This window comes from Aeromonas sp. BIGb0405 (genome assembly GCF_024807335.1).
GTDB classification, from domain to species: Bacteria; Pseudomonadota; Gammaproteobacteria; order Enterobacterales; family Aeromonadaceae; genus Aeromonas; species Aeromonas rivuli.
On the sequence record NZ_JANUEP010000017.1, the window covers coordinates 1 to 23298 of the forward strand.

General features: G+C 61.2%; 8 protein-coding genes, 3 tRNA genes and 1 pseudogene. 3 read left to right on the forward strand and 9 right to left on the reverse strand.

Annotated features, from left to right (window positions below):
- Positions 1-104: 104 nt before the first annotated feature.
- The 6 genes and pseudogenes from M2366_RS19185 to gltX all read right to left on the reverse strand — a co-directional run bounded on the left by M2366_RS19185 (position 105) and on the right by gltX (position 2368).
- Positions 105-180 (reverse strand) — tRNA-Ala (locus M2366_RS19185).
- A 60-nt stretch (positions 181-240) separates the two neighbouring features.
- Positions 241-316, reverse strand: a tRNA-Ala gene (locus M2366_RS19190).
- A gap of 28 nt (positions 317-344) precedes the next feature.
- Positions 345-420: transfer RNA gene (locus tag M2366_RS19195), tRNA-Ala, on the reverse strand.
- A gap of 238 nt (positions 421-658) precedes the next feature.
- On the reverse strand, positions 659-790 hold the full coding sequence (locus tag M2366_RS19200; protein WP_259270428.1) for a glutamyl-tRNA synthetase: 132 nt from the start codon (positions 788-790) through the stop codon (positions 659-661).
- Between the two features lie 15 nt (positions 791-805).
- A pseudogene (locus tag M2366_RS19205) lies at positions 806-910 on the reverse strand (glutamyl-tRNA synthetase); the annotation flags it as partial.
- A 42-nt stretch (positions 911-952) separates the two neighbouring features.
- The gene (gene gltX, locus M2366_RS19210; protein WP_259270430.1) at positions 953-2368 is read right to left on the reverse strand and encodes a glutamate--tRNA ligase; all 1416 of its coding nucleotides are present in this window, start codon (positions 2366-2368) and stop codon (positions 953-955) included.
- A 426-nt stretch (positions 2369-2794) separates the two neighbouring features.
- Between gltX and M2366_RS19215 the strand changes: the two genes are divergently transcribed.
- The 3 genes from M2366_RS19215 (at position 2795) to M2366_RS19225 (ending at position 6159) form a co-directional block, all read left to right on the forward strand.
- Positions 2795-4897: a methyl-accepting chemotaxis protein gene (locus M2366_RS19215; protein ID WP_259270431.1), complete on the forward strand. Its 2103-nt coding sequence runs from the start codon at positions 2795-2797 to the stop codon at positions 4895-4897.
- A gap of 100 nt (positions 4898-4997) precedes the next feature.
- Entirely contained in the window at positions 4998-5663 is a 666-nt protein-coding gene (locus tag M2366_RS19220) for a LysM-like peptidoglycan-binding domain-containing protein (protein WP_224432127.1), read from the forward strand.
- 286 nt (positions 5664-5949) lie between these two features.
- Positions 5950-6159, forward strand: coding sequence for a cold-shock protein (locus tag M2366_RS19225; protein WP_005317918.1), 210 nt, complete (start codon positions 5950-5952; stop codon positions 6157-6159).
- Between the two features lie 205 nt (positions 6160-6364).
- On the opposite strand, the gene M2366_RS19230 is transcribed toward M2366_RS19225, so the two are convergent.
- The 3 genes from M2366_RS19230 to M2366_RS19240 all read right to left on the reverse strand — a co-directional run bounded on the left by M2366_RS19230 (position 6365) and on the right by M2366_RS19240 (position 23202).
- Complete coding sequence (locus M2366_RS19230; protein ID WP_259270432.1) at positions 6365-20515, reverse strand: Ig-like domain-containing protein; 14151 nt, start codon at positions 20513-20515, stop codon at positions 6365-6367.
- 234 nt (positions 20516-20749) lie between these two features.
- On the reverse strand, positions 20750-22411 hold the full coding sequence (locus M2366_RS19235; RefSeq protein WP_259270433.1) for a putative transporter: 1662 nt from the start codon (positions 22409-22411) through the stop codon (positions 20750-20752).
- Positions 22412-22569: 158 nt separating this feature from the next.
- Positions 22570-23202: a hemolysin III family protein gene (locus M2366_RS19240; protein ID WP_259270434.1), complete on the reverse strand. Its 633-nt coding sequence runs from the start codon at positions 23200-23202 to the stop codon at positions 22570-22572.
- Positions 23203-23298: the final 96 nt, after the last annotated feature.

The window sequence follows — 23298 nt, forward strand, 5'->3', positions numbered from 1 at the left end:
CCTCTTGCATGCCATGCAAGCGCTCTCCCAGCTGAGCTATAACCCCGAAATCTTTACTCTTTAGACAATCGGTTCTGGTGTCCGTTTGCCTTACTGCGAAATAGTGGTGGAGCTACGCGGGATCGAACCGCGGACCTCTTGCATGCCATGCAAGCGCTCTCCCAGCTGAGCTATAACCCCACAAAGGTCGGCCTGGGTGATACACACCGCACTGCCCTGGGTATTCGTCAATCAAGAATCTGGTGGAGCTACGCGGGATCGAACCGCGGACCTCTTGCATGCCATGCAAGCGCTCTCCCAGCTGAGCTATAACCCCTTAGATTCCAGATTGTTCGAGGAGAATTTGGTGGAGCTACGCGGGATCGAACCGCGGACCTCTTGCATGCCATGCAAGCGCTCTCCCAGCTGAGCTATAACCCCAACTCACCTCGGCGCTACCAAAGTTATCTCCGGCAACGGAGGCGCATGATAGGCATCGACCGCTTTGCTGTCAACCCAAAAATACCCCTCGTCGATGCGTTTAGTCAAAATTCAGGCAGTTAGCTGTTTTTACCGGCAACCCTGTCGCTATCTTGCTGTTTTTGGTCACAAATCACTCTTGGATACAAACAACAAGGGCCCCCGAACGGGAGCCCTTTTTCTATGGCAATGAATCGACTTATTCGGCGGCCATCCGCGCTGCGATGTAGGCCAGCGCGAGGTCGATGCGAGCTAGCACCCGCTCCTTGCCGACCTGGGCCATCACGGCGTCGATACCCGGGGAGAGATTATCCCAGACCGGTGACGGCAATGTCCGACGGCAAGCTTACTCGGCGGCCATACGCGCTTCGATATACGCCAGGGCGCGATCGATGCGAGCAAGTACCCGCTCCTTGCCAACCAGTGCCATCACGGCGTCGATACCCGGGGAGAGATTATCCCAGACCGGTGACGGCAATGTCCGACGGCAAGCTTACTCGGCGGCCATCCGCGCTGCGATGTAGGCCAGGGCGCGGTCGATGCGAGCCAGTACCCGCTCCTTGCCGACCAAGGCCATCACGGCGTCGATGCCGGGGGACTGGCCCAGCCCGGTCACGGCGACGCGCAGCGGCATGCCGACTTTGCCCATGCCCTGACCCAGTTCGGCGGCGGTGGCTTCAATCAGCTCGTGCAGCGCCTCCGTGGTCCAGGTCTCCAGGGCCGCCAGCTTGGCCCTGGCCAGGGTCAGCGGCTCGGCCGCGACGCCGCGCAGGTGCTTCTTGGCAGCCGCTTCGTCCAGCGCTTCATACTCTTCGAACAGGTAGCGGCTCTGGGCGGCCATCTCCACCAGGGTGTTGCAGCGCTCGGCCAGCAGGGTCACCACCTCAGGCAAGGTCGGCCCCTTGCTGGTATCAATGTTCTGCTCCGCCATGTGCCATGCCAGATGCTTGGCGACATAGGCCGGATCCAGGCTGCGCATGTAGTGGTTGTTGAGCCACAACAGCTTGTCGGTGTTGAAGGCGGATGCCGACTTGGAGATGGCATCCAGGCTGAACAGCTTGATCATCTCGTCCAGGGTGAAGATCTCCTGATCGCCGTGGGACCAGCCCAGACGCACCAGGTAGTTCAGCAGGGCTTCCGGCAGGTAGCCGTCGTCGCGGTACTGCATCACGGACACGGCGCCGTGACGCTTGGAGAGCTTGGCGCCGTCGTCGCCCAGGATCATGGATACGTGGGCAAACTCAGGCACAGGTGCGTTCAGGGCCTTATAGATGTTGATCTGGCGCGGGGTGTTGTTGATGTGGTCTTCGCCACGCACCACGTGGGTGATCTCCATGTCCCAGTCATCGACCACCACGCAGAAGTTATAGGTGGGGGCGCCGTCGGTGCGGCGAATGATGAGATCGTCCAGCTCGCTGTTGGCGAACTCGATGCGGCCACGGACGTGATCATCGAACACCACTGAGCCTTCGGTCGGGTTGCGGAAGCGAATGACGTGGGGCGCATCGGCCGGGTGATCGTGAGCGGCATCCCGGCACTTGCCGTCATAGCGCGGCTTCTCGCCGCTGGCCATCTGACCTTCACGCAGCGCGTCCAACCGCTCCCGCGAGCAGAAGCACTTGTAGGCGCGGCTGTCGGCCAGCATCTCGTCGATCAGGGCGTTGTAGCGATCGAAACGCTTGGTCTGGTAATAGGGACCCTCATCCCAGTTCAGCTCCAGCCATTCCATGCCCTCGATGATGGCGTCGATCGCCTCCTGGGTGGAACGTTCCAGATCGGTATCCTCGATACGCAACACGAACTCACCGCCCTGGCTTTTCGCATAGAGCCAGGAGTAGAGCGCGGTACGGGCACCGCCGACATGCAGGAAACCGGTCGGGCTGGGCGCAAAACGGGTTTTGACTTTCATCTTTAAGCCTTGTGTAGAGGGCCTTGGGCCAATGCGTTAGAAAAACCGCCGCATTTTAGCACTCCCGCCCCCGGATGGGAAAACTGGACATTGATCACCCCCTTCAAGATGAGCAACCCGGATATGCAACAGGCTCTCCCCCGGGAGAATCGAACCTAAACCCCAGCAACGGGGCCGAACAACAGGACGGTAACGCTCAGCGCTCCCAATGGGGAAATCTGGGCCTGCGCAGGGTGCAGGGTGCAGGGTGCAGGGTGCAGGGTGCAGGGTGCAGGGTGCAGGGCAAGCATGAATCCCTTTCTCCCCGGACATGAGGAGGATCGCAAAACATCTCGCTATTTTCGGCTCTACTGCTAACAAAAGCTGGAGCTTTCAGCTAATCCGCCGATATTTCAGCCAACTTCACCCTACAACAAGGAACGCATGATGCAGTTTCGTTCTATTTCACACCGCATACTGGTGATGGCCGGGATCGCCATGACCCTCGCACTGGTGATCCTCATCTTGCAGACCCAATATTCGGGCCGCCAGACTCAGCAACTGACCGTCAGTTCCAGCCGTGAAGCCCTGCAAGAAGAGGCATGGCAGAAAGTCAGTGCCGAGGCCCGCGCCGAGGCGGCCGCCATCACACAACTGCTGCAAAAGGGGCTCTCTTATACCCAGCAGATGGCCAGTGTACTGACCCTGCAACAGGAGGGGCTGCTCAGCCTCAGCCGTCCACAGGTCAATGATCTGCTCAAGGCCCAGCTCGCCCTCGAGCCACAGCTCTATGGTGCCTTCGCCGGTTTCGAGCCCAATGGCTTTGCTGGCGATGATGCCCTCTTCGCCGGTCAGACTGAACTGGGCAGTGACCCCCAAGGCCGCTTCGTGCCCTACTTCTATCGTGATGGCACCAAGATAGGCTCGGATCTGCTGCTCTCCATCGAGAAAAGCGACACAGACAGCTTCGGCAACCCGGCCAACGACTACTATGCCTGCCCGAAACAGCAAGGCCAGGCCTGCCTCATCGACCCTTTCAAGGTCGACATCAACGGTCAGCAGGTGTTGGTGAGCACCATCACCAGCCCCATCATGGTCAAGGGTCAGTTCAAGGGGATAGCGGCGCTGGATCTGACGGTAGACTCCATCAATCAGCAGGCCAGGCACCTCAACAGCAACATCTATGACGGCAAGGGTGAGACATTGATCGTCAGCGCCGCCGGGGTGATCACCGGCACCAGTGGCGATGCGGCCCTGCTCGGTGGCCCGGCCGCACAACGGCTCGGTCAGGAGTGGCGTCAATACCTCAAGCCAGAGGTGCAGCGCCAGGAACTCAACGAGGCATTTCGGATCTCTGTGCCCATTCAGGTACCTGGCATGCACCGCAACTGGGCCATCATCGTCACCCTGCCCTATCAGGTGGTGCTGGCCCGTGCCGATCAGCTCGAAGCTCAGCTCAACGAGCTGAACCGTGCCGCCATGAGCCAGCAGCTGATAGGCGCCCTGCTGGTGCTGGGCTTGGCCCTGGCCGCCATGCTGTTTATTGCGCGCAGCATCACGGGTCCTATCCGGCAGATGGTCAGCCTGGTGGATGACATCGCCGATGGCGAAGGAGACTTGACCAAGCGACTCCAGGCTCACTCAGTCGACGAACTGGGGGATCTGGCCAAAGGCATCAACCGCTTCATCGACAAGCTACAGGGGTTGCTCGGCGATGTACTCGGTACCGCCAGCGAGGTGAACCGTCACGCCGGTGATACCGATCGCATCGCGGGTCAGACGGATCGCAACCTGCAATCTCATCAGGCGGAGATGGAGCAGATGCTGACCGCGGTCCAGGAGATGTCGTATGTCAGTCAGGAGGTAGCGACCCATGCCAACAACACCGCCGACTCCGCCAAGCAGGCCCAGAGCGCGGCCGATGAGGGCAAGGTACGCTTCCAGCAGGTGATCCAGTCGATGCACAAGGTCGCGACGGAGGCTGGCCGGGGGGCCGAGGTGGTCGAAGGGCTGGCCCGGGACAGCGCGCAGATCACCAGCATTCTCACCGTCATTCAGAATATTGCCGATCAGACCAACTTGCTGGCACTCAATGCCGCCATCGAAGCGGCCCGGGCCGGGGATCAGGGCCGTGGCTTTGCCGTGGTGGCCGATGAGGTGCGCCAGCTGGCCCGCAACACTCAGCAGGCGGTACAGAACACTCAGGAGCTGCTCGAGAAGATACGTCACAGCTCGACCAATGCCGTCTGTGCCATCAGTCTCAGCCAGCAATTGACGCAACAGGCCGTGACAGAGGCGGATCTGGCAGAGGCCGCCCTTGGCAGCATCTATCAGGCAATCGCCACCATCAATGACATGACCTACCAGATAGCCTCCGCCGCCGAGGAGCAAAGCTCTGTCTCCGAGACGGTCTCTGGCAATCTGGCCCAGACCAACGTCCTGGCAAATGACATCGCCCAGGATGCAGCCGAGACCGCCAACGCCAGTCAGGCGCTGCGTCAGGCGGCGGAACGATTACAGCAATTACTGGGACAATTCCGACTACGCTGATAATTTTCCTGTCACGGGCTCTCCCCCTCGGGGGCGAGTCCGTTTACCATAGGCGCCTGATTTGCCTGATGGCAGGCAATTGTAGTGAGAGGTAACTGCCGTGCCCACCCCGGATCGTCGCCCCCGTGGCCATAACAGACGAGCACAGCGTCATAAAGACGAGTCTCAAGGATCCCTGCTTGAACGTATCAACGCCGCCAGCCTGCCCCTGCGCCAGCAACTTGGCCAGACTCTGGGACAGCTGAGAAACCGGGATGCCAGCCGGCCCAAGACGGATCAGGGCCGCAAGTGGCAAACCCCTCTGCCCCGCAAGCACTGCATCGCACTGCTGATCCTGGTGCCAGTCTGGTTGATCCTGCTGGCCTGGGAACCTGCGCCCAGCGCGCCGCAAGCAGCCCCCTCCGGCGTGCTCAGCGTGCCCGTCGCCATCCCGGTCCAAGCCCAGAACGCGCTGCGACAGCCGCAAAATCAGGCAAAGGTTGCCGTCGAACCCGAACCGGTCAATGGCAAGTGGCTGCGGCACAAGGTGGCAGCGGGCGAAACCCTGTTCTCCCTGTTCCGCCAGTTTCAGTTACCCGGGGTCGAGTTGAGCCGCCTCATTGCCATTGAGGGGCCGGACAGACCGCTGACCCGGATGCAAACCGGCAAGTCACTCAACATCCTGGTCGGAGACGATCAACGGATCCAGCGTGTCGAGATCCGGGACGACTTCCAGGTACTCTATCGTTACGATCGCCAGGGTGAGGGTTTTGCGCTCAAGGAGTAAGGCATTCAAGGCGCCGAACAGAAAAAGGAGGCTTGATGCCTCCTTTTTCATGCTCAATCCCTGCCGACAACGGCTTGATTGACCAATAGTTTTACCTTGCTCAAAAAATGAATCCTCGAAAATTGACAAGGATCCGCGCTCACGTACAATCGTTTTTGCTTTAAACAGGGACTGTTGAGCACGACTGAGACGGTTAAACAGGTCAGTCATGCCCTCCCCCTGTCTTCTAGGCAAACCCTGCCTGTACCAGGCGTTAGTTTCATTTTGTTATAGATAGGACTTACACATGTCTGACATTCGCACCGGCCAAGTCAAATGGTTCAACGAGACCAAGGGTTTCGGCTTCATCGAGCAATCCCAGGGCCCGGACGTTTTCGTTCACTTCTCCTCCATCCAGAGCACTGGTTTCAAGACCCTGGCCGAAGGCCAGAAGGTTCAGTTCACCGTGACTCAGGGTCAGAAAGGTCCGCAGGCTGAGAACGTTACCCTTCTCTAAGCTGCCGCCTTGCTAGGAGGAGATCTCTCCTCCTATTTTGCTTCTATTGCCTTCCTATATTGCCTTCCGACTCCCCTCTTCTACCTGATGCTGTTCCTTGCCATGCAAGGCTCAAGTCACTGCTGCTCGCTCTCTCTTCCTGCTTGGCACCATGAAAAACGGTGGCCTGAGCCACCGTCTTGATACTTGCGGGTCCAGCACAGCCTTATTTATCGATCTCCAGCATATGGTTGTTCAACATGAAGTCGATCACCTGGGTCGAGGTCGCGCCCGCATTGCCCGTCAGGGTATCGAAGCTGTGATTCATCAGCACTATCTCCTGAGTCACCGGCGCCGCGCTGCTCTCCTTCACCTGCAGGTGCACCCCTTCGCTGTCCTGGAACACAGAGAGCAGGCTCTTCAGGGAGCTCTGGTTCTTGCTGCCATCGCTGTCGAGCAGATCGCTCAGGTCCAGCTTGTCCCCTTCGGACTTGGAGAAGTCGAGCACATAGTCCTTGGCGACCGAGCCTGCGACCGTATCCCCCTTCAGCCAGGTGAAGGCATCTGATCCCGCATCCCCCTTCAGAATGTCGTTGCCGAGGCCCCCAGTCAGGATGTCATTGCCCAAGCCACCGCTCAGGGTGTCGTTACCGGTACCGCCATAGAGGGCATCGTTGCCAGCGTCACCGGAGAGTTCGTCGTTACCTCCCTGGCCGAAGAGGATGTCGTCTCCCAGGCCGCCATACAGCTTGTCGTGCCCGCCACGAGTATCACCTGCGACATCAAATGACTTGGCATTGCCCTTGATATATTCGTACAGCTCTACGGTGCTGGGGGCATAGCCGTTCTTCAAGGTCAGGAACTGGGTCAAGCCATCCAGTCCCTTGCCATTGACCCAGTCCGTCGGCTTGGCCGGATTGCCCGCCGCGCCCCAGGGCAGATAATCGGTGTTAATGGCATCGCCAAACAGGATGTCGCTGCCTGCACCGCCCTTGACCGTATCCGAACCAACCTCTGCGGGAGTATTCGTCACCGAGCCACCCACAAGCACGGCCTGGAGATCCTCGGCCTTGGTGATAATGTCGGGTTGACCGATCGGCGGATAGTCCGTCACCTTGGCGAGGTTATCTATCACCAGCGTGGCCGACGTGTTATCCCAACCCCGACTCCAACTCCAACCGTCATCTATATCATTCAATGTAAAGACATAGCGATAATCGGCAGCGACTAAAGGACCACTGTCTATCATTCCGGTCGTATTTAAAGCACTACCGACATTGACCCAGCTCGAGCCATTCCAGCGCTGTAATTGCACCGAGAAACTGTCACCGGAAGAAAAATCGCTATCTGTAGACAAATCAAAGCGGATGCCATTACCCGCCGCCACCGCCAGTGTTGCACTGGTAAAGATCGACGCACCGGAAGAGGCTTTATCAGTCAACTCAATCTTGTCGTTGTCTCTCACAACGGTGCCGGAGCTATCACCAGCTTTACCCCAACTGCTCGCTCTCCACACACCACTATTACTCGAGAAGTCATTCAGTATTTGCGACTGGCCATATTGACTGCTCGCACCGGTCACCTGGGTATTGTCGAAATACTTCAGGTTACCCTCCGTCACACCGGTACCTATGCCAATCGCCTTGACCTCGCTCAATCCCGACAGAGACGTAAAGACATCGATGGCCTTCTGCATGTCGGCATCATTCGTGGTACCACCGGACGATGATTTGTCACCGTTGTACGTCGTGGGATCACCGTCGGTCAGGAAGTAGGTCAGGTTTTCGAATTTCAGGTCTGTCCCGCTCCCCGGCTTGGTATTGAACCACTCGGTCGCCTTGATGAAGGCATCCTCGTAGTTGGTGCCACCATCAGCAGACAAGGCCGTGATCTTGTTGATCAGCGTCTGCAGGTTTGCCGAGTTGAGATCTTCGATCTTCAACATATTGCTGGCCGACCCGGCGAAACCGATCAGCGTCACGTTGACCACGCCATCGTGGCTGGCCAGCTGGTTGGCCAACACTTTCAGTGCATTGATCGTCAATGTCATTCGATCCTGACCTCGGCTGGGCTCCTTATTCCCATCCAGGCCATATGCCATGCTGCCTGAGGTGTCCACAATCAGCGCGACATTGTAATTCTTGCCAGGCTCGACCGACGTCTTGATGCCACCTATATCCCCCAGCAGCACATCATCACCACCGCCGCCATCAAGGGTGTTGTCACCATTCGGATTGGCCGGTTTGATCATGAAGCCGGCGTCTGCCTCGGTAAATTTCACTTCACCCGAGATAGGTTGACCATTCATATCGTACTCTTGCGAGCCCGCCACAACGGTAACCTTGATATTCTGGCTACCGACCGGCAGTTCAATCTGCAGCGACAATTTGCCATCCTGATCCAGCATGCTGGCTGGCACCTTCCAACTGCCGTCAGCCTGCAGAGTACCGCCGGAGACCTCAGCCCCCTGCGGCAGTCCCTTGATGGTCAGCTCGGTAAAGCGCTCGCTACCGTCTGTGTCTATCAAGTCAGCATCAATCTTCAGGGTTGCAAGGTCGGCAACCTTGCTCAGCTGGCCACCCTCAAACTGGTACTTGCCATCTTGCAGATAGAGGGTTTCGACACTGTAGAAGTCATGGTTGGTCACCGCCCCAGTGACAGGGTCCGTATAGACAAGCCGGTAGTCGCAGCTGTTGGGCAAACCGGTCGTGACCAGTTTCAGCGCCTTCATCGAGCCGGGCATGTAGGCAACGTCCTGGCCGTCACCACCGTAATAGGAAGTGGTTGCCTTCAGACTTTGAGAGATAAGCGTATCGTTGCCCCCATCCCCCTGCAGCTTGACCGAGGACGTTGCATTCTTGCCACCGATCAGAATGTCATCTCCGTCACCGCCAATCAGGACCTCATTGACGCTGGCCCCACCGATCAGGGTGTCGTTGCCAGCCCCACCGATCGCCTGGAAGCTTGTACCGCTGCCGAACTTGATCGTGTCGTTGCCAGCCCCGCCATCTACCCAGCTGCCATTGCTGGACACCAGATAATCATTCCCTCCGGTCGGGTTCGATGATGGATTTTTGCCTTGCAAGGAGTCCAGGATCTCTTCCACCTTCGCCGCACCCTGAGTCAAACCGCCACTCACCAGCTCAACCTTGAGGGTCACGCCATCAACCACTGGCTTGATATCAATAACGAACTTGGCGTTGTCACTGGCATTGACACCATCGCTGACCAGGTAATCAAAGGCGGCATAATCGCCAAGCTTGTTGCCCGGAGTGCCGCCATTGTTGCCCGCAGCCGAGCTCGACTCATGAAGGTCAGGCAAGAACTGCAGCTTGCCTGCATCAATATCCCCCTTGCTGAATGTCAACCCGCTATTCACCAGAGCCTGTGTCACTGTCTGCCATTTACCCTCAGCATCCTTGTACTGGAGCAAGCCATCGGCTGGCAGTGAAGTGACCCTGATCGACAGCTGAGCATCTGGTGTATCGGCATCGCTGGCCTTGAAATCGCTCCACTTCAGGGAAAGCGGGGTGTCTTCGGCGCCACTGGCGTAGCCGCCGGAAGTGACGGGAACGGCCAATACCAGCGCAGTATCGCTGCCCGGCAGGGAGGTGTTGCCCGCCTGGTCGGTCTGGGTCGCGGTCACCGTCAACGATGTTCCATTGCCCGGCGTCGCTTCAGTCCAGCTGATAACGCCGTTCTGATAGCCATAGCTCTTGCCATTGTTCGATTGCAGCGTGCCATCGGCTTTCAACGTCAGCTCAACCGTACTGCTGACGGCACCATTGTTGATGGTCAGCGTCACCTTGCCGCCCGCAACCAAATCAGCATGGCTGACCCCGGCACGCACCTGGATCTGATCGTTGCCGATCTCGGCCTTGGTCAGCATCTGGTCGTTGTTCACGTCGTCCACGATAACTACCGTCGGCGCGCCGGTGGCGGTGGTATCGCCCATAGTCGCGCTGTCGCTACCCGGCAGGGATTCGTTGCCCGCCCCGTCGACGATGGTGGCGGTCACGGTGAGCTTCACCCCGTCCGCCGGACGGTCAAACTCGTAAGCCACCTTGCCCGCCGTGATGTCGGTATCGCTCAGCACCCGGTCGGCCTGGCCGCTCACCTTGAGGGTGTCGCCGGCCTTGGCTTCCGCTGGCAGACCCACCTCGACGTTTACGGGGCCTGAAATCTCGCTGTTGCTGATGGTGCCGTCGTTGTTGGCATCTTCGGTGATAACCACGGTCGGCGCGCCAGTGGCGGTGGTGTCGCCCATGGTGGCGCTGTCTTTACCTTCTGCCGAGACGTTACCGGCGGCATCGACGATGGTGGCAGTGACGGTAATCTTCTGGCCATCAGCCGGACGGTCAAACTCGTAAGCAACCTTGCCCGCCGTGATGTCGGCATCGGTCAGCACCCGGTCGGCCTGGCCGCTCACCTTGAGGGTGTCGCCGGCCTTGGCCTCGGCCGGCAGGCCGACCTCGACATTCACTTTGCCGTTGATTTCGGTGCGGTCGATGGTGCCGTCGTTGTTGGCATCTTCGGTGATGACCACGGTCGGCGCGCCGGTGGCGGTGGTATCGCCCATGGTCGCGCTGTCGCTACCCGGCAGGGATTCGTTGCCCGCCCCGTCGACGATGGTGGCGGTCACGGTGAGCTTCACCCCGTCCGCCGGACGGTCAAACTCGTAAGCCACCTTGCCCGCCGTGATGTCGGCATCGCTCAGCACCCGGTCGACCTGGCCACTCACCTTGAGGGTGTCGCCGGCCTTGGCATCGGTCGGCAGGCCGACGTTCACGTCTACCTTGCCGCTGATTTCGGTGCGGTCGATGGTGCCGTCGTTGTTGGTATCTTCGGTGATAACTACCGTCGGCGCGCCAGTGGCGGTGGTGTCGCCCATGGTGGCACTGTCGCTGCCCGGCAGGGATTCGTTGCCCGCACCGTCGACGAGGGTGGCGGTGACAGTCAGTTTCACGCCATCAGCCGGGCGGTCAAATTCGTAAGCCACCTTGCCCGCCGTGATGTCGGCATCGCTCAGCACCCGGTCAGCCTGGCCGCTCACCTTGAGGGTGTCGCCCGCCTTGGCTTCCGCCGGCAGACTCACCTCGACGTTGATTGCACCATTTATCTCGCTGTTGCTGATGGTGCCGTCGTTGTTGGCATCTTCGGTGATGGTCACGGTCGGCGCACCGGTGGCGGTGGTGTCGCCCATGGTGGCACTGTCGCTGCCTGGCAGGGATTCGTTGCCCGCCCCATCCACAATGGTGGCGGTGACAGTCAGACCGGCGCCGTCGGCCGGGCGGTCAAACTCGTAGCCCACCTTGCCCGCCGTGATGTCGGCATCGCTCAGCACCCGGTCGGCCTGGCCGCTCACCTTGAGGGTGTCACCCGCCTTGGCTTCCGCTGGCAGGCCTACCTCGACGTTGATTGCCCCATTTATCTCGCTGTTGCTGATGGTGCCGTCGTTGTTGGTATCTTCGGTGATGACCACAGTCGGCGCGCCGGTCGCGGTGGTGTCGCCCATGACCGCGCTGTCTTTACCTTCTGCCGAAACGTTACCGGCGGCATCGACGATGGTGGCGGTGACGGTGAGCTTCACCCCGTCCGCCGGACGGTCAAACTCGTAGCCCACCTTGCCTGCGCTGATGTCGGCATCGGTCAATACCCGGTCTGCCTGGCCGCTCACCTTGAGGGTGTCACCGGCCTTGGCATCCGCTGGCAGACCCACTTCCACGTTCACCTTGCCGCTGATCTCGGTGTTGCTGATGGTGCCGTCGTTGTTGGTATCCTCGGTGATGACTACCGTCGGCGCGCCAGTGGCGGTGGTGTCGCCCATGGTGGCACTGTCGCTGCCTTCGGCCGAAACGTTGCCGGCGGCATCGACGAGGGTGGCGGTGACGGTGAGCTTCACCCCGTCCGCCGGACGGTCAAACTCGTAGCCCACCTTGCCTGCGCTGATGTCGGCATCGCTCAGCACCCGATCGGCCTGGCCGCTCACCTTGAGGGTGTCGCCCGCCTTGGCATCGGTCGGCAGGCCGACGTTCACGTCTACCTTGCCGCTGATTTCGGTGCGGTCGATGGTGCCGTCGTTATCGATGTCCTCGGTAATGACCACGGTCGGCGCACCGGTCGCGGTGGTGTCACCCATGGTGGCACTGTCGCTGCCTGGCAGGGATTCGTTGCCCGCACCGTCGACGATGGTGGCGGTCACGGTCAGCGTCACGCCATCGGCCGGGCGGTCAAACTCGTAAGCCACCTTGCCCGCCGTGATGTCGGCATCGCTCAGCACCCGGTCGGCCTGGCCGCTCACCTTGAGGGTGTCGCCGGCCTTGGCTTCCGCTGGCAGACCCACTTCGACGTTGATTGCACCATTTATCTCGCTGTTGCTGATGGTGCCGTCGTTGTTGGCATCCTCGGTGATGACCACGGTCGGCGCACCGGTGGCAGTGGTGTCGCCCATCACTGCGCTGTCTTTACCTTCAGCCGAGACGTTGCCCGCCCCATCCACCAGGGTGGCGGTGACGGTCAGCTTCACGCCGTCCGCCGGGCGGTCAAACTCGTAAGCCACCTTGCCCGCCGTGATATCGGCATCGCTCAGCACCCGGTCTGCCTGGCCGCTCACCTTGAGGGTGTCACCGGCCTTGGCTTCCGCCGGCAGACCCACCTCGACGTTGATTGCACCATTTATCTCGCTGTTGCTGATAGTGCCGTCGTTGTTGGCATCTTCGGTGATGACCACGGTCGGCGCACCGGTGGCGGTGGTGTCGCCCATGGTGGCACTGTCGCTGCCTGGCAGGGATTCATTGCCCGCCCCATCCACAATGGTGGCGGTGACGGTCAGTTTCACGCCGTCGGCCGGACGGTCAAACTCGTAAGCCACCTTGCCGGCGCTGATGTCGGCATCGCTCAGCACCCGGTCGGCCTGGCCGCTCACCTTGAGGGTGTCGCCGGCCTTGGCTTCCGCTGGCAGGCCGACGTTAACGTCTACCTTGCCGCTAATCTCGCTGTTGCTAATGATGCCGTCATTGTTGGCATCTTCGGTGATGACCACGGTCGGCGCGCCAGTGGCGGTGGTGTCACCCATGACTGCGCTGTCGCTGCCTTCAGCCGAGACGTTACCCGCCCCATCCACAATGGTGGCGGTGACGGTGATCTTCTGGCCGTCGGCCGGGCGGTCAAACTCGTAAGCCACCTTGCCGGCGCTGATGTCGGCATCGCTCAGCACCCGGTCAGCCTGGCCGCTCACCTTGAGGGTGTCCCCGGCCTTGGCATCGGTCGGCAGGCCCACTTCGACATTCACTTTGCCGTTGATTTCGGTGCGGTCGATGGTGCCGTCGTTGTCGGCATCTTCGGTGATGACCACGGTCGGCGCGCCGGTGGCGGTGGTGTCACCCATGGTGGCACTGTCTTTGCCTTCAGCCGAGACGTTACCGGCGGCATCGACGATGGTGGCGGTGACGGTCAGCGTCACGCCATCGGCCGGGCGGTCAAACTCGTAAGCCACCTTGCCCGCCGTGATGTCGGCATCGCTCAGCACCCGGTCAGCCTGGCCGCTCACCTTGAGGGTGTCGCCGGCCTTGGCTTCCGCTGGCAGACTCACCTCGACGTTGACTGCACCATTTATCTCGCTGTTGCTGATGGTGCCGTCGTTGTTGGCATCTTCGGTGATGACCACGGTCGGCGCACCGGTGGCGGTGGTGTCACCCATGGTGGCACTGTCGCGGCCTTCAGCCGAGACGTTACCGGCGGCATCGACGATGGTGGCAGTGACGGTCAGCTTCACCCCGTCCGCCGGGCGGTCAAACTCGTAAGCCACCTTGCCCGCCGTGATGTCGGCATCGCTCAGCACCCGGTCGACCTGGCCACTCACCTTGAGGGTGTCGCCCGCCTTGGCATCGGTCGGCAGGCTGACGTTAACGTCTACCTTGCCGTTGATTTCGCTGTTGCTGATGGTGCCGTCGTTGTTGGCATCTTCGGTGATGACCACGCTCGGCGCACCGGTGGCGGTGGTGTCGCCCATGGTGGCACTGTCGCTGCCTGGCAGGGATTCATTGCCCGCCCCATCCACAATGGTGGCGGTGACGGTCAGTTTCACGCCGTCGGCCGGACGGTCAAACTCGTAGCCCACCTTGCCAGCGCTGATGTCGGCATCGCTCAGCACCCGGTCTGCCTGGCCGCTCACCTTGAGGGTGTCGCCGGCCTTGGCATCGGTCGGCAGGCCCACTTCGACATTCACTTTGCCGTTGATTTCGGTGCGGTCGATGGTGCCGTCGTTGTTGGCATCCTCGGTGATGACCACCGTCGGCGCACCAGTGGCGGTGGTGTCGCCCATCACCGCGCTGTCGCTGCCTTCTGCCGAAACGTTGCCGGCGGCATCGACGAGGGTGGCGGTGACGGTGAGCTTCACCCCGTCCGCCGGACGGTCAAACTCGTAGCCCACCTTGCCTGCGCTGATGTCGGCATCGCTCAGCACCCGGTCAGCCTGGCCGCTCACCTTGAGGGTGTCGCCGGCCTTGGCCTCGGCCGGCAGGCCGACGTTCACGTCTACCTTGCCGCTGATTTCGGTGCGGTCGATGGTGCCGTCGTTATCTGTGTCTTCGGTGATGACCACGGTCGGCGCGCCAGTGGCGGTGGTGTCGCCCATCACTGCGCTGTCTTTACCTTCTGCCGAGACGTTGCCGGCCCCATCCACAATGCTGGCGGTGACGGTGATCTTCTGGCCATCAGCCGGACGGTCAAACTCGTAGCCCACCTTGCCGGCGCTGATGTCGGTATCGCTCAGCACCCGGTCAGCCTGGCCGCTCACCTTGAGGGTGTCACCCGCCTTGGCTTCCGCCGGCAGACTCACCTCGACGTTGATTGCACCATTTATCTCGCTGTTGCTGATGGTGCCGTCGTTGTTGGCATCTTCGGTGATGACCACGGTCGGCGCACCGGTCGCGGTGGTGTCACCCATCACCGCACTGTCGCTGCCTTCTGCCGAGACGTTACCGGCGGCATCGACGATGCTGGCGGTGACAGTCAGCTTCACGCCATCGGCCGGACGGTCAAACTCGTAAGCCACCTTGCCGGCAGTGATGTCGGCATCGGTCAGCACACGGTCAGCCTGGCCGCTCACCTTGAGGGTGTCACCCGCCTTGGCATCGGTCGGCAGGCCGACGTTAACGTCTACCTTGCCGCTGATTTCGGTGCGGTCGATGGTGCCGTCGTTGTTGGTATCTTCGGTGATGACCACGGTCGGCGCACCGGTCGCGGTGGTGTCACCCATGGTGGCACTGTCTTTGCCTTCAGCCGAGACGTTACCCGCCCCATCCACAATGGTGGCGGTGACGGTGATCTTCTGACCATCAGCCGGGCGGTCAAACTCGTAAGCCACCTTGCCGGCGCTGATGTCGGCATCGCTCAGCACCCGGTCAGCCTGGCCGCTCACCTTGAGGGTGTCACCGGCCTTGGCTTCCGCCGGCAGACCCACCTCGACGTTGATTGCACCATTTATCTCGCTGTTGCTGATAGTGCCGTCGTTGTTGGCATCTTCGGTGATGACCACGGTCGGCGCACCGGTGGCGGTGGTGTCGCCCATGGTGGCACTGTCGCTGCCTGGCAGGGATTCGTTGCCCGCACCGTCGACGATGCTGGCGGTGACGGTCAGCGTCACGCCATCGGCCGGGCGGTCAAACTCGTAAGCCACCTTGCCCGCCGTGATGTCGGCATCGGTCAGCACCCGGTCTGCCTGGCCGCTCACCTTGAGGGTGTCGCCCGCCTTGGCTTCCGCCGGCAGACCCACCTCGACGTTTACGGGGCCTGAAATCTCGCTGTTGCTGATAGTGCCGTCGTTGTTGGCATCTTCGGTGATGACCACAGTCGGCGCGCCAGTGGCGGTGGTGTCGCCCATGGTGGCTCTGTCGCTGCCCGGCAGGGATACGTTGCCCGCCCCATCCACCAGGGTGGCGGTAACAGTCAGCGTCACGCCGTCGGCCGGACGGTCAAACTCGTAAGCCACCTTGCCCGCCGTGATGTCGGTATCGGTCAGCACCCGGTCGGCCTGGCCGCTCACCTTGAGGGTGTCGCCCGCCTTGGCTTCCGCCGGCAGACCCACCTCGACGTTGATTGCACCATTTATCTCGCTGTTGCTGATGGTGCCGTCGTTATCTGTGTCTTCGGTGATGACCACGGTCGGCGCACCAGTAGCGGTGGTGTCACCCATGACTGCACTGTCGCTGCCTTCGGCCGAGACGTTGCCCGCCCCATCCACCAGGGTGGCGGTGACGGTCAGCTTCACGCCGTCCGCCGGACGGTCAAACTCGTAAGCCACCTTGCCCGCCGTGATGTCGGCATCGCTCAGCACCCGGTCGGCCTGGCCGCTCACCTTGAGGGTGTCGCCGGCCTTGGCTTCCGCCGGCAGACCCACCTCGACGTTTACGGGGCCTGAAATCTCGCTGTTGCTGATGGTGCCGTCGTTGTTGGCATCTTCGGTGATGACCACGGTCGGCGCGCCGGTCGCGGTGGTGTCGCCCATGACCGCGCTGTCTTTGCCTTCTGCCGAGACGTTGCCCGCCCCATCCACGAGGGTGGCGGTGACGGTCAGCGTCACGCCGTCCGCCGGACGGTCAAACTCGTAAGCCACCTTGCCCGCCGTGATGTCGGCATCGCTCAGCACCCGGTCGGCCTGGCCGCTCACCTTGAGGGTGTCACCCGCCTTGGCATCGGTCGGCAGGCCGACGTTAACGTCTACCTTGCCGCTAATCTCGGTGCGGTCGATGGTGCCGTCGTTGTTGGCATCTTCGGTGATGGTCACGGTCGGCGCGCCGGTCGCGGTGGTGTCGCCCATGACCGCGCTGTCTTTGCCTTCTGCCGAGACGTTGCCCGCCCCATCCACGAGGGTGGCGGTGACGGTCAGCGTCACGCCGTCCGCCGGACGGTCAAACTCGTAAGCCACCTTGCCCGCCGTGATGTCGGCATCGCTCAGCACCCGGTCAGCCTGGCCGCTCACCTTGAGGGTGTCCCCGGCCTTGGCTTCCGCTGGCAGGCCGACGTTAACGTCTACCTTGCCGCTGATTTCGGTGCGGTCGATGGTGCCGTCGTTGTTGGCATCTTCGGTGATACCTACCGTCGGCGCGCCAGTGGCGGTGGTGTCGCCCATGGTGGCACTGTCGCTGCCCGGCAGGGATTCGTTGCCCGCACCGTCGACGAGGGTGGCGGTGACGGTGATCTTCTGGCCATCAGCCGGACGGTCAAACTCGTAGCCCACCTTGCCAGCGCTGATGTCGGCATCGCTCAGCACCCGGTCAGCCTGGCCGCTCACCTTGAGGGTGTCCCCGGCCTTTGCTTCCGCTGGCAGGCCGACGTTAACGTCTACCTTGCCGCTGATTTCGGTGCGGTCGATGGTGCCGTCGTTATCGGTATCTTCGGTGATAACTACCGTCGGCGCGCCAGTGGCGGTGGTGTCGCCCATGGTGGCACTGTCGCTGCCCGGCAGGGATTCGTTGCCCGCACCGTCGACGAGGGTGGCGGTGACGGTGATCTTCTGGCCATCAGCCGGACGGTCAAACTCGTAAGCCACCTTGCCCGCCGTGATGTCGGCATCGCTCAGCACCCGGTCGGCCTGGCCGCTCACCTTGAGGGTGTCGCCCGCCTTGGCATCGGTCGGCAGGCCGACGTTAACGTCTACCTTGCCGCTGATTTCGGTGCGGTCGATGGTGCCGTCGTTGTCGGTATCTTCGGTAATGACTACCGTCGGCGCGCCGGTGCCGGTGGTGTCGCCCATGGTGGCGCTGTCGCTGCCTTCTGCCGAGACGTTACCGGCGGCATCGACGATGGTGGCAGTGACGGTCAGTTTCACGCCATCAGCCGGACGGTCAAACTCGTAGCCCACCTTGCCCGCCGTGACATCGGCATCGCTCAGCACCCGGTCGGCCTGGCCGCTCACCTTGAGGGTGTCGCCGGCCTTGGCTTCCGCCGGCAGACCCACCTCGACGTTTACGGGGCCTGAAATCTCGCTGTTGCTGATGGTGCCGTCGTTGTTGGCATCTTCGGTGATGACCACGGTCGGCGCGCCGGTCGCGGTGGTGTCGCCCATGACCGCGCTGTCTTTGCCTTCTGCCGAGACGTTGCCCGCCCCATCCACGAGGGTGGCGGTGACGGTCAGCGTCACGCCGTCAGTCGGGCGGTCAAACTCGTAGCCCACCTTGCCTGCGCTGATGTCGGTATCGGTCAGCACCCGATCGGCCTGGCCGCTCACCTTGAGGGTGTCGCCGGCCTTGGCATCGGTCGGCAGGCCGACGTTGACGTCTACCTTGCCGCTGATTTCGGTGCGGTCGATGGTGCCGTCGTTATCGATGTCCTCGGTAATGACTACCGTCGGCGCGCCAGTGGCCTGGGTGTCGATGGCCGCGCTGTCGCTGCCGCCGCTTCCTTGGTTGCCGGCCAGATCGGTGTAGCTCTCCGGCTTGACGGTGACGGAGGCGGTGCCTTCAAAGTTGGCATCCGGGGTGAAGGTCCCGCTCCACGTCTTGCCGCCGTCGGAAGTAGTCAGCCCGGTCACGGTGCCGCCGACCACGGTCAGGTCACTCGGATCGAACCCGGTCACCTGCTCGCTGAAGGTGAAGGTGACGTCACTGGTCTCGCCCACGGTCAGCTGGGTGTCGACGATGTCGACCAGCACGCTCGGGCCCTGGGTGTCCACGCTGTAGCCTTCGCTGCCAGTTGCTGTGGTGCTGTTGCCCGCCGCATCTGTGGTGGTCACTCTGGCGTCGATCAGCTTGTCGCCATCCGTCACCAAATCCGCACCCGGCACCTTGATGTTGAAGGTCTTGTCAGCCAGCACCAGGCCGGTAAACGTCTTGCCGTTCACCGTCAGGATGACGGTGTCGCCCACCCTGACGTCACCACCCACAGTGCCGGTGATCGCGATGTTCTGGTTCGCTTCCGCCGCGTTGATGATGTCATCCGGCGTGATGTCGGCATCCAGGGTGATACGAGCATCCGGCGCCGTGGTGTCGAGCGAGGTGGTGTCATCACGGGCGTCAGCACGGTTGCCCGCCGCATCTGTGGCACTGGCCACGACGGTCAGATTGCCATCCGCCAGCCCGCTCAGATCCGCGGTGGTGCTGTAGTTGCCATTGCCATCGATGACGGCTGTGACAGTCACCTTGTCACCGTTGGCATCAGTGATCACCAGGGTCACGGTGCGACCCGGGCCGACATCGGAGGTGCCAGTGATGGGCGCGTTGCCCACATTGTCGCCGTTCACGTCATCCAGGCTCACCGTGATGTTGGCGGTGGTGTCCACGCTGCCATCATCGGCGGCAGTGCCGGTGTTGCCGGCGGGATCGGTCACGCTGGCAGTCACCTCATAGCCGCCATCCGGCAGAGGGGTGACCACATTCGAGCTGTAAGTCCCATCCGGCTGAACTGTGGCCGTCAGGGTCTGTTGGTTGCCATTGGCATCGGTCACCACCAGGGTCACTGTGCTGCCAGGGGCCGCATTGGTGGTCCCAGTGATGGTCGGGGTGCTGTCGTTGGTGTTATCCGGCGCAGTCACAGTGACGGAAGGCGCCGTGCTGTCCACGCTGCCATCGTCGGCGGCAGTGCCGGTGTTGCCGGCAGGATCGGTCACGGAAGCCGTCACCCTGTAATCGCCATCAGCCAGGGGCGTCGCCACATCCACACTGAAACTGCCATCCGGATTGACCGTGGCGATCAGGACCTGCTGATTGCCATTGGCATCGGTCACCACCAGGGTCACTGTGCTGCCGGGGGCGGCATCCGTGATGCCGGTGAGGGTCGGGGTAGCGTCCTTGATATTGTCGGGAGCCGAGACCGAGATCTGCGGTGCTGTCGCATCCAGCAGCAGTTCATCTGCTGCGGCAGGAAGATCCTCTCGCCGCACAATGGCGCTGGCTGGTTCGTCCGTATCGAAACCACCCTGAGCCAGGGTCGAATCGGCGCTGCGATCAACCACGATAAAGCCCCCGTTGCCGCTTCCTCCCGCCACACCGCCACCCGCCGCCGGGGCCCCCCCCGCTGCTGACGCTTCGAATGCCTTGGTCGGATCCACGCCGTCAAGAATGGCAGCCTGCAAGGCTGCAATGTCATCGCTGACAGCCCCCGTGGCCGAGGGTTCACCCTCTCCCTGGTTGAGGGCCAACAGTACACCGTCACCTGCGGGATCCAGCTCATCAGGATGGAGGTCGGCCACTGGCAGCGAGATCTGCAATGTACCGGCACCAAGGGTGCCTCCCTCAGGCGAGAGCAACTGTGCGCCTTTGGCGACGGCATCCCCTTCGGCCAACTGACGCAGGCTGCCATCCTCACCGACCAGGTATACCGGCTGGGTCAAATGGGTCACGACTATGTCCTGTTCCAAGGTGATGGTATTGGCGCTCATGCTCTCTCCTGATGAGTAATTCCCGATGACGGGCATACAATTTTCCAGCATCCACTTTATTCGAATGAGTCACTAGCAACCAGTGAGAAATTTAGAACGAATGAGGGCTTTTTGAGAGGGAACAGGCTTAGAAACCGGAGGGTTGGCATCTGTTATGCCTACTGATAAAAAACTATTTATTTCAATTGGTTGAAATGGGTCAGTTGGCATCATGCCGTGATGCCAACTGATACGTCAGATGCCGGCCCAGAGCAGTATGGCCAACAGTTGCGGCGAGATGATGCGCAGGAACATCACCAGGGGATAAACCGTCGCGTAGGCAAGCGCACTGGCACCGCTGTTGCTGTGCATGGCGTTGGCAAAAGCCAGGGCCGGAGGATCCGTCATCGAACCCGCCAGTAAACCGCACAGGGTCAGGTAGTTGAGCTTGCCGTAGTGACGCGCCAGTACGCCAACGACCAGCAGAGGGATCAGGGTCAGCGCCATGCCATAGAGCACCCAGGCAGGGCCATCACCGTGAAGCAGGGTATCAACAAAACCCGCACCGGATTTGAACCCGACCACGGCCAGAAACAGCACTATGCCTATCTCTCGCAGGGCAAGGTTGGCGCTGGGAGGCATAAACCAATAGAGCTTACCTATGCTGCCGATCCGGGCGAGGATCAGAGCCACCACCAGAGGGCCACCAGCCAGGCCCAACTTGAGCGCCGCCGGGAAACCGGGCAGATAGAAGGGAATTGAACCAAGCAACACCCCGAGCCCGATGCCGATGAATACCGGCAGCATCTGCACCTGTTGCAGTTTTTGCTGCACGTTGCCCACGACGCAGGTCACGGCTTCTATGGCGTCTAGCCGGCCGACCAGGTTAAGGATGTCACCAAATTGCAGGCTGGTCTGGCTGGTGGGAACCAGCTCGATCCCGGCCCGGTTGAGGCGCGAGATGACCACATCGTATTTCTGCTTGATGTCGAGATCGCGGATCTTCTTGCCGAGCACCTGCTCGTTGGTCACCACCACACGCTCGACCCGTAATTCGGTCCCCCGGGTCGAGAGGGAGGTATCGACCTCCTCCCCCAACACCAGCAATACCTTGCGCAGGGCATGGCGCTCTCCGACCAGATGCAGCAGATCCCCGGTCTGGATGCGGGTATCCGGGCGCGGCACCATCAGCTCATCGCCCCGCTTCAGACGTGAGCAGATCACATCCGTCTCATCCAGACTGGGGATCTCCTTGAGCATGAGTCCGTGCATGTTGGGGTTGCGTACCGCGATATTGATGGTCTGTAGACTCTCGCGGACTGTGCCGGATTCTTGCTCGAAACGAACGGCTTCATCCTCGATCTTGATGTGAAAAAATACGCGCACCAACCACATGGTCAGCAGTATGCCGCAGATCCCGAATGGGTAGGCCACCGCATAGCCCATCCCCATCAGCGCCGTGGAGCCGGGAGCGGCGCCCAGCTCGGCCAGGATCTGCTGACCCGCCCCCAGGGAAGGGGTATTGGTCACGGCCCCGGAGAAGACCCCGAGGATCACCGGCAGCGGCACGTCAAACAGCTTGTGAAGTCCCAGCGCCACCACGCAGCCGAGCACCACCAGCAGAGCGGCAAAACCATTGAGCTTGAGCCCGGAACTGCGCAGGGAGGAGAAGAACCCGGGACCGACCTGGATGCCGATGGTGTAGACAAACAGGATCAGTCCGAACTCCTGGATGAAATGCAGGGTGTGGTCATCGAAGCTCACCTGCAAAATACCGGCGAAGTGGCCGACCAGTATGCCGCCAAACAGCACCCCCCCTATCCCTAATCCCACCCCGTGGATCTTCCAGTTGCCCAGCCAGAGCCCGAGCACCGCCACCAGGGATAGCATGCTGATAGAAAGCGCGATCTCACTCATTTTCCGCCATCCTTGTTCCGAATTTGACTCGGCCTAGCTTGTCAGCAAAGGAGGGGGATGACTGTGTGGCGGCGCACGATTCTGGCGTAACTAGGAGCAAAAATTACCAATTAAGGGTTAGATTTAATGCCCCTGATATGGGGGCTCGCGCTATCGCCTCAGGGTAGAGAGGCCACGTAGCCATAAATGGCCCCGAAGTGGCACAGGCTCCCCCCCAGTACAAACAGGTGCCAGATGGCATGGTTGTAGGGGATCCGCTTGTTGGCGTAGAAGATGACGCCCAGACTGTAGATGAGGCCACCCAGCGCCAGCAATGCCAAGCCGCCAACGGCCAGATTGAGGTAGAGCTGGTAGACCACCAGCAGAGAGAACCAGCCCAGGATCAGATAGGTGACAAGGGACAGTCGTTTGAAACGATTGATGAAAATAAGTTTGAACACCACCCCGAACAGAGCCAGCAGCCAGATCACCGCCATCAGCCAATCGGCGAGAGGGCTATCGAGCGCGACCAGCAGGAAGGGGGTATAGGTGCCGGCGATCAGCAGATAGATGGCGCAGTGATCGAAGATCTTGCACCAACGCCGCCAGGGCCCCTCCCCCATGCTGTGATAGAGGGTGGAGGCGAGGAATAGCAATATCAGGCTGGCGCTGTAGAGGCCATAACTGAGCCGGGCCAGGGGCCCTTGATCCCACCCCTTGAGCAACAGGCAGATCCCGCCCACTATCCCCAGCCCCAATCCCAGGCCATGACTCCAGCGATTCGCCCACTCTTCACGGGGGGAATAGTCCATCGCACCCACTCTCGATACCAATGATTAGAGGCTTCACTCTAGCTCAAGAGGATTTAAGAGTACAAGTGTTAGCTGAAAAAAGGGAGTGGCTGCCAG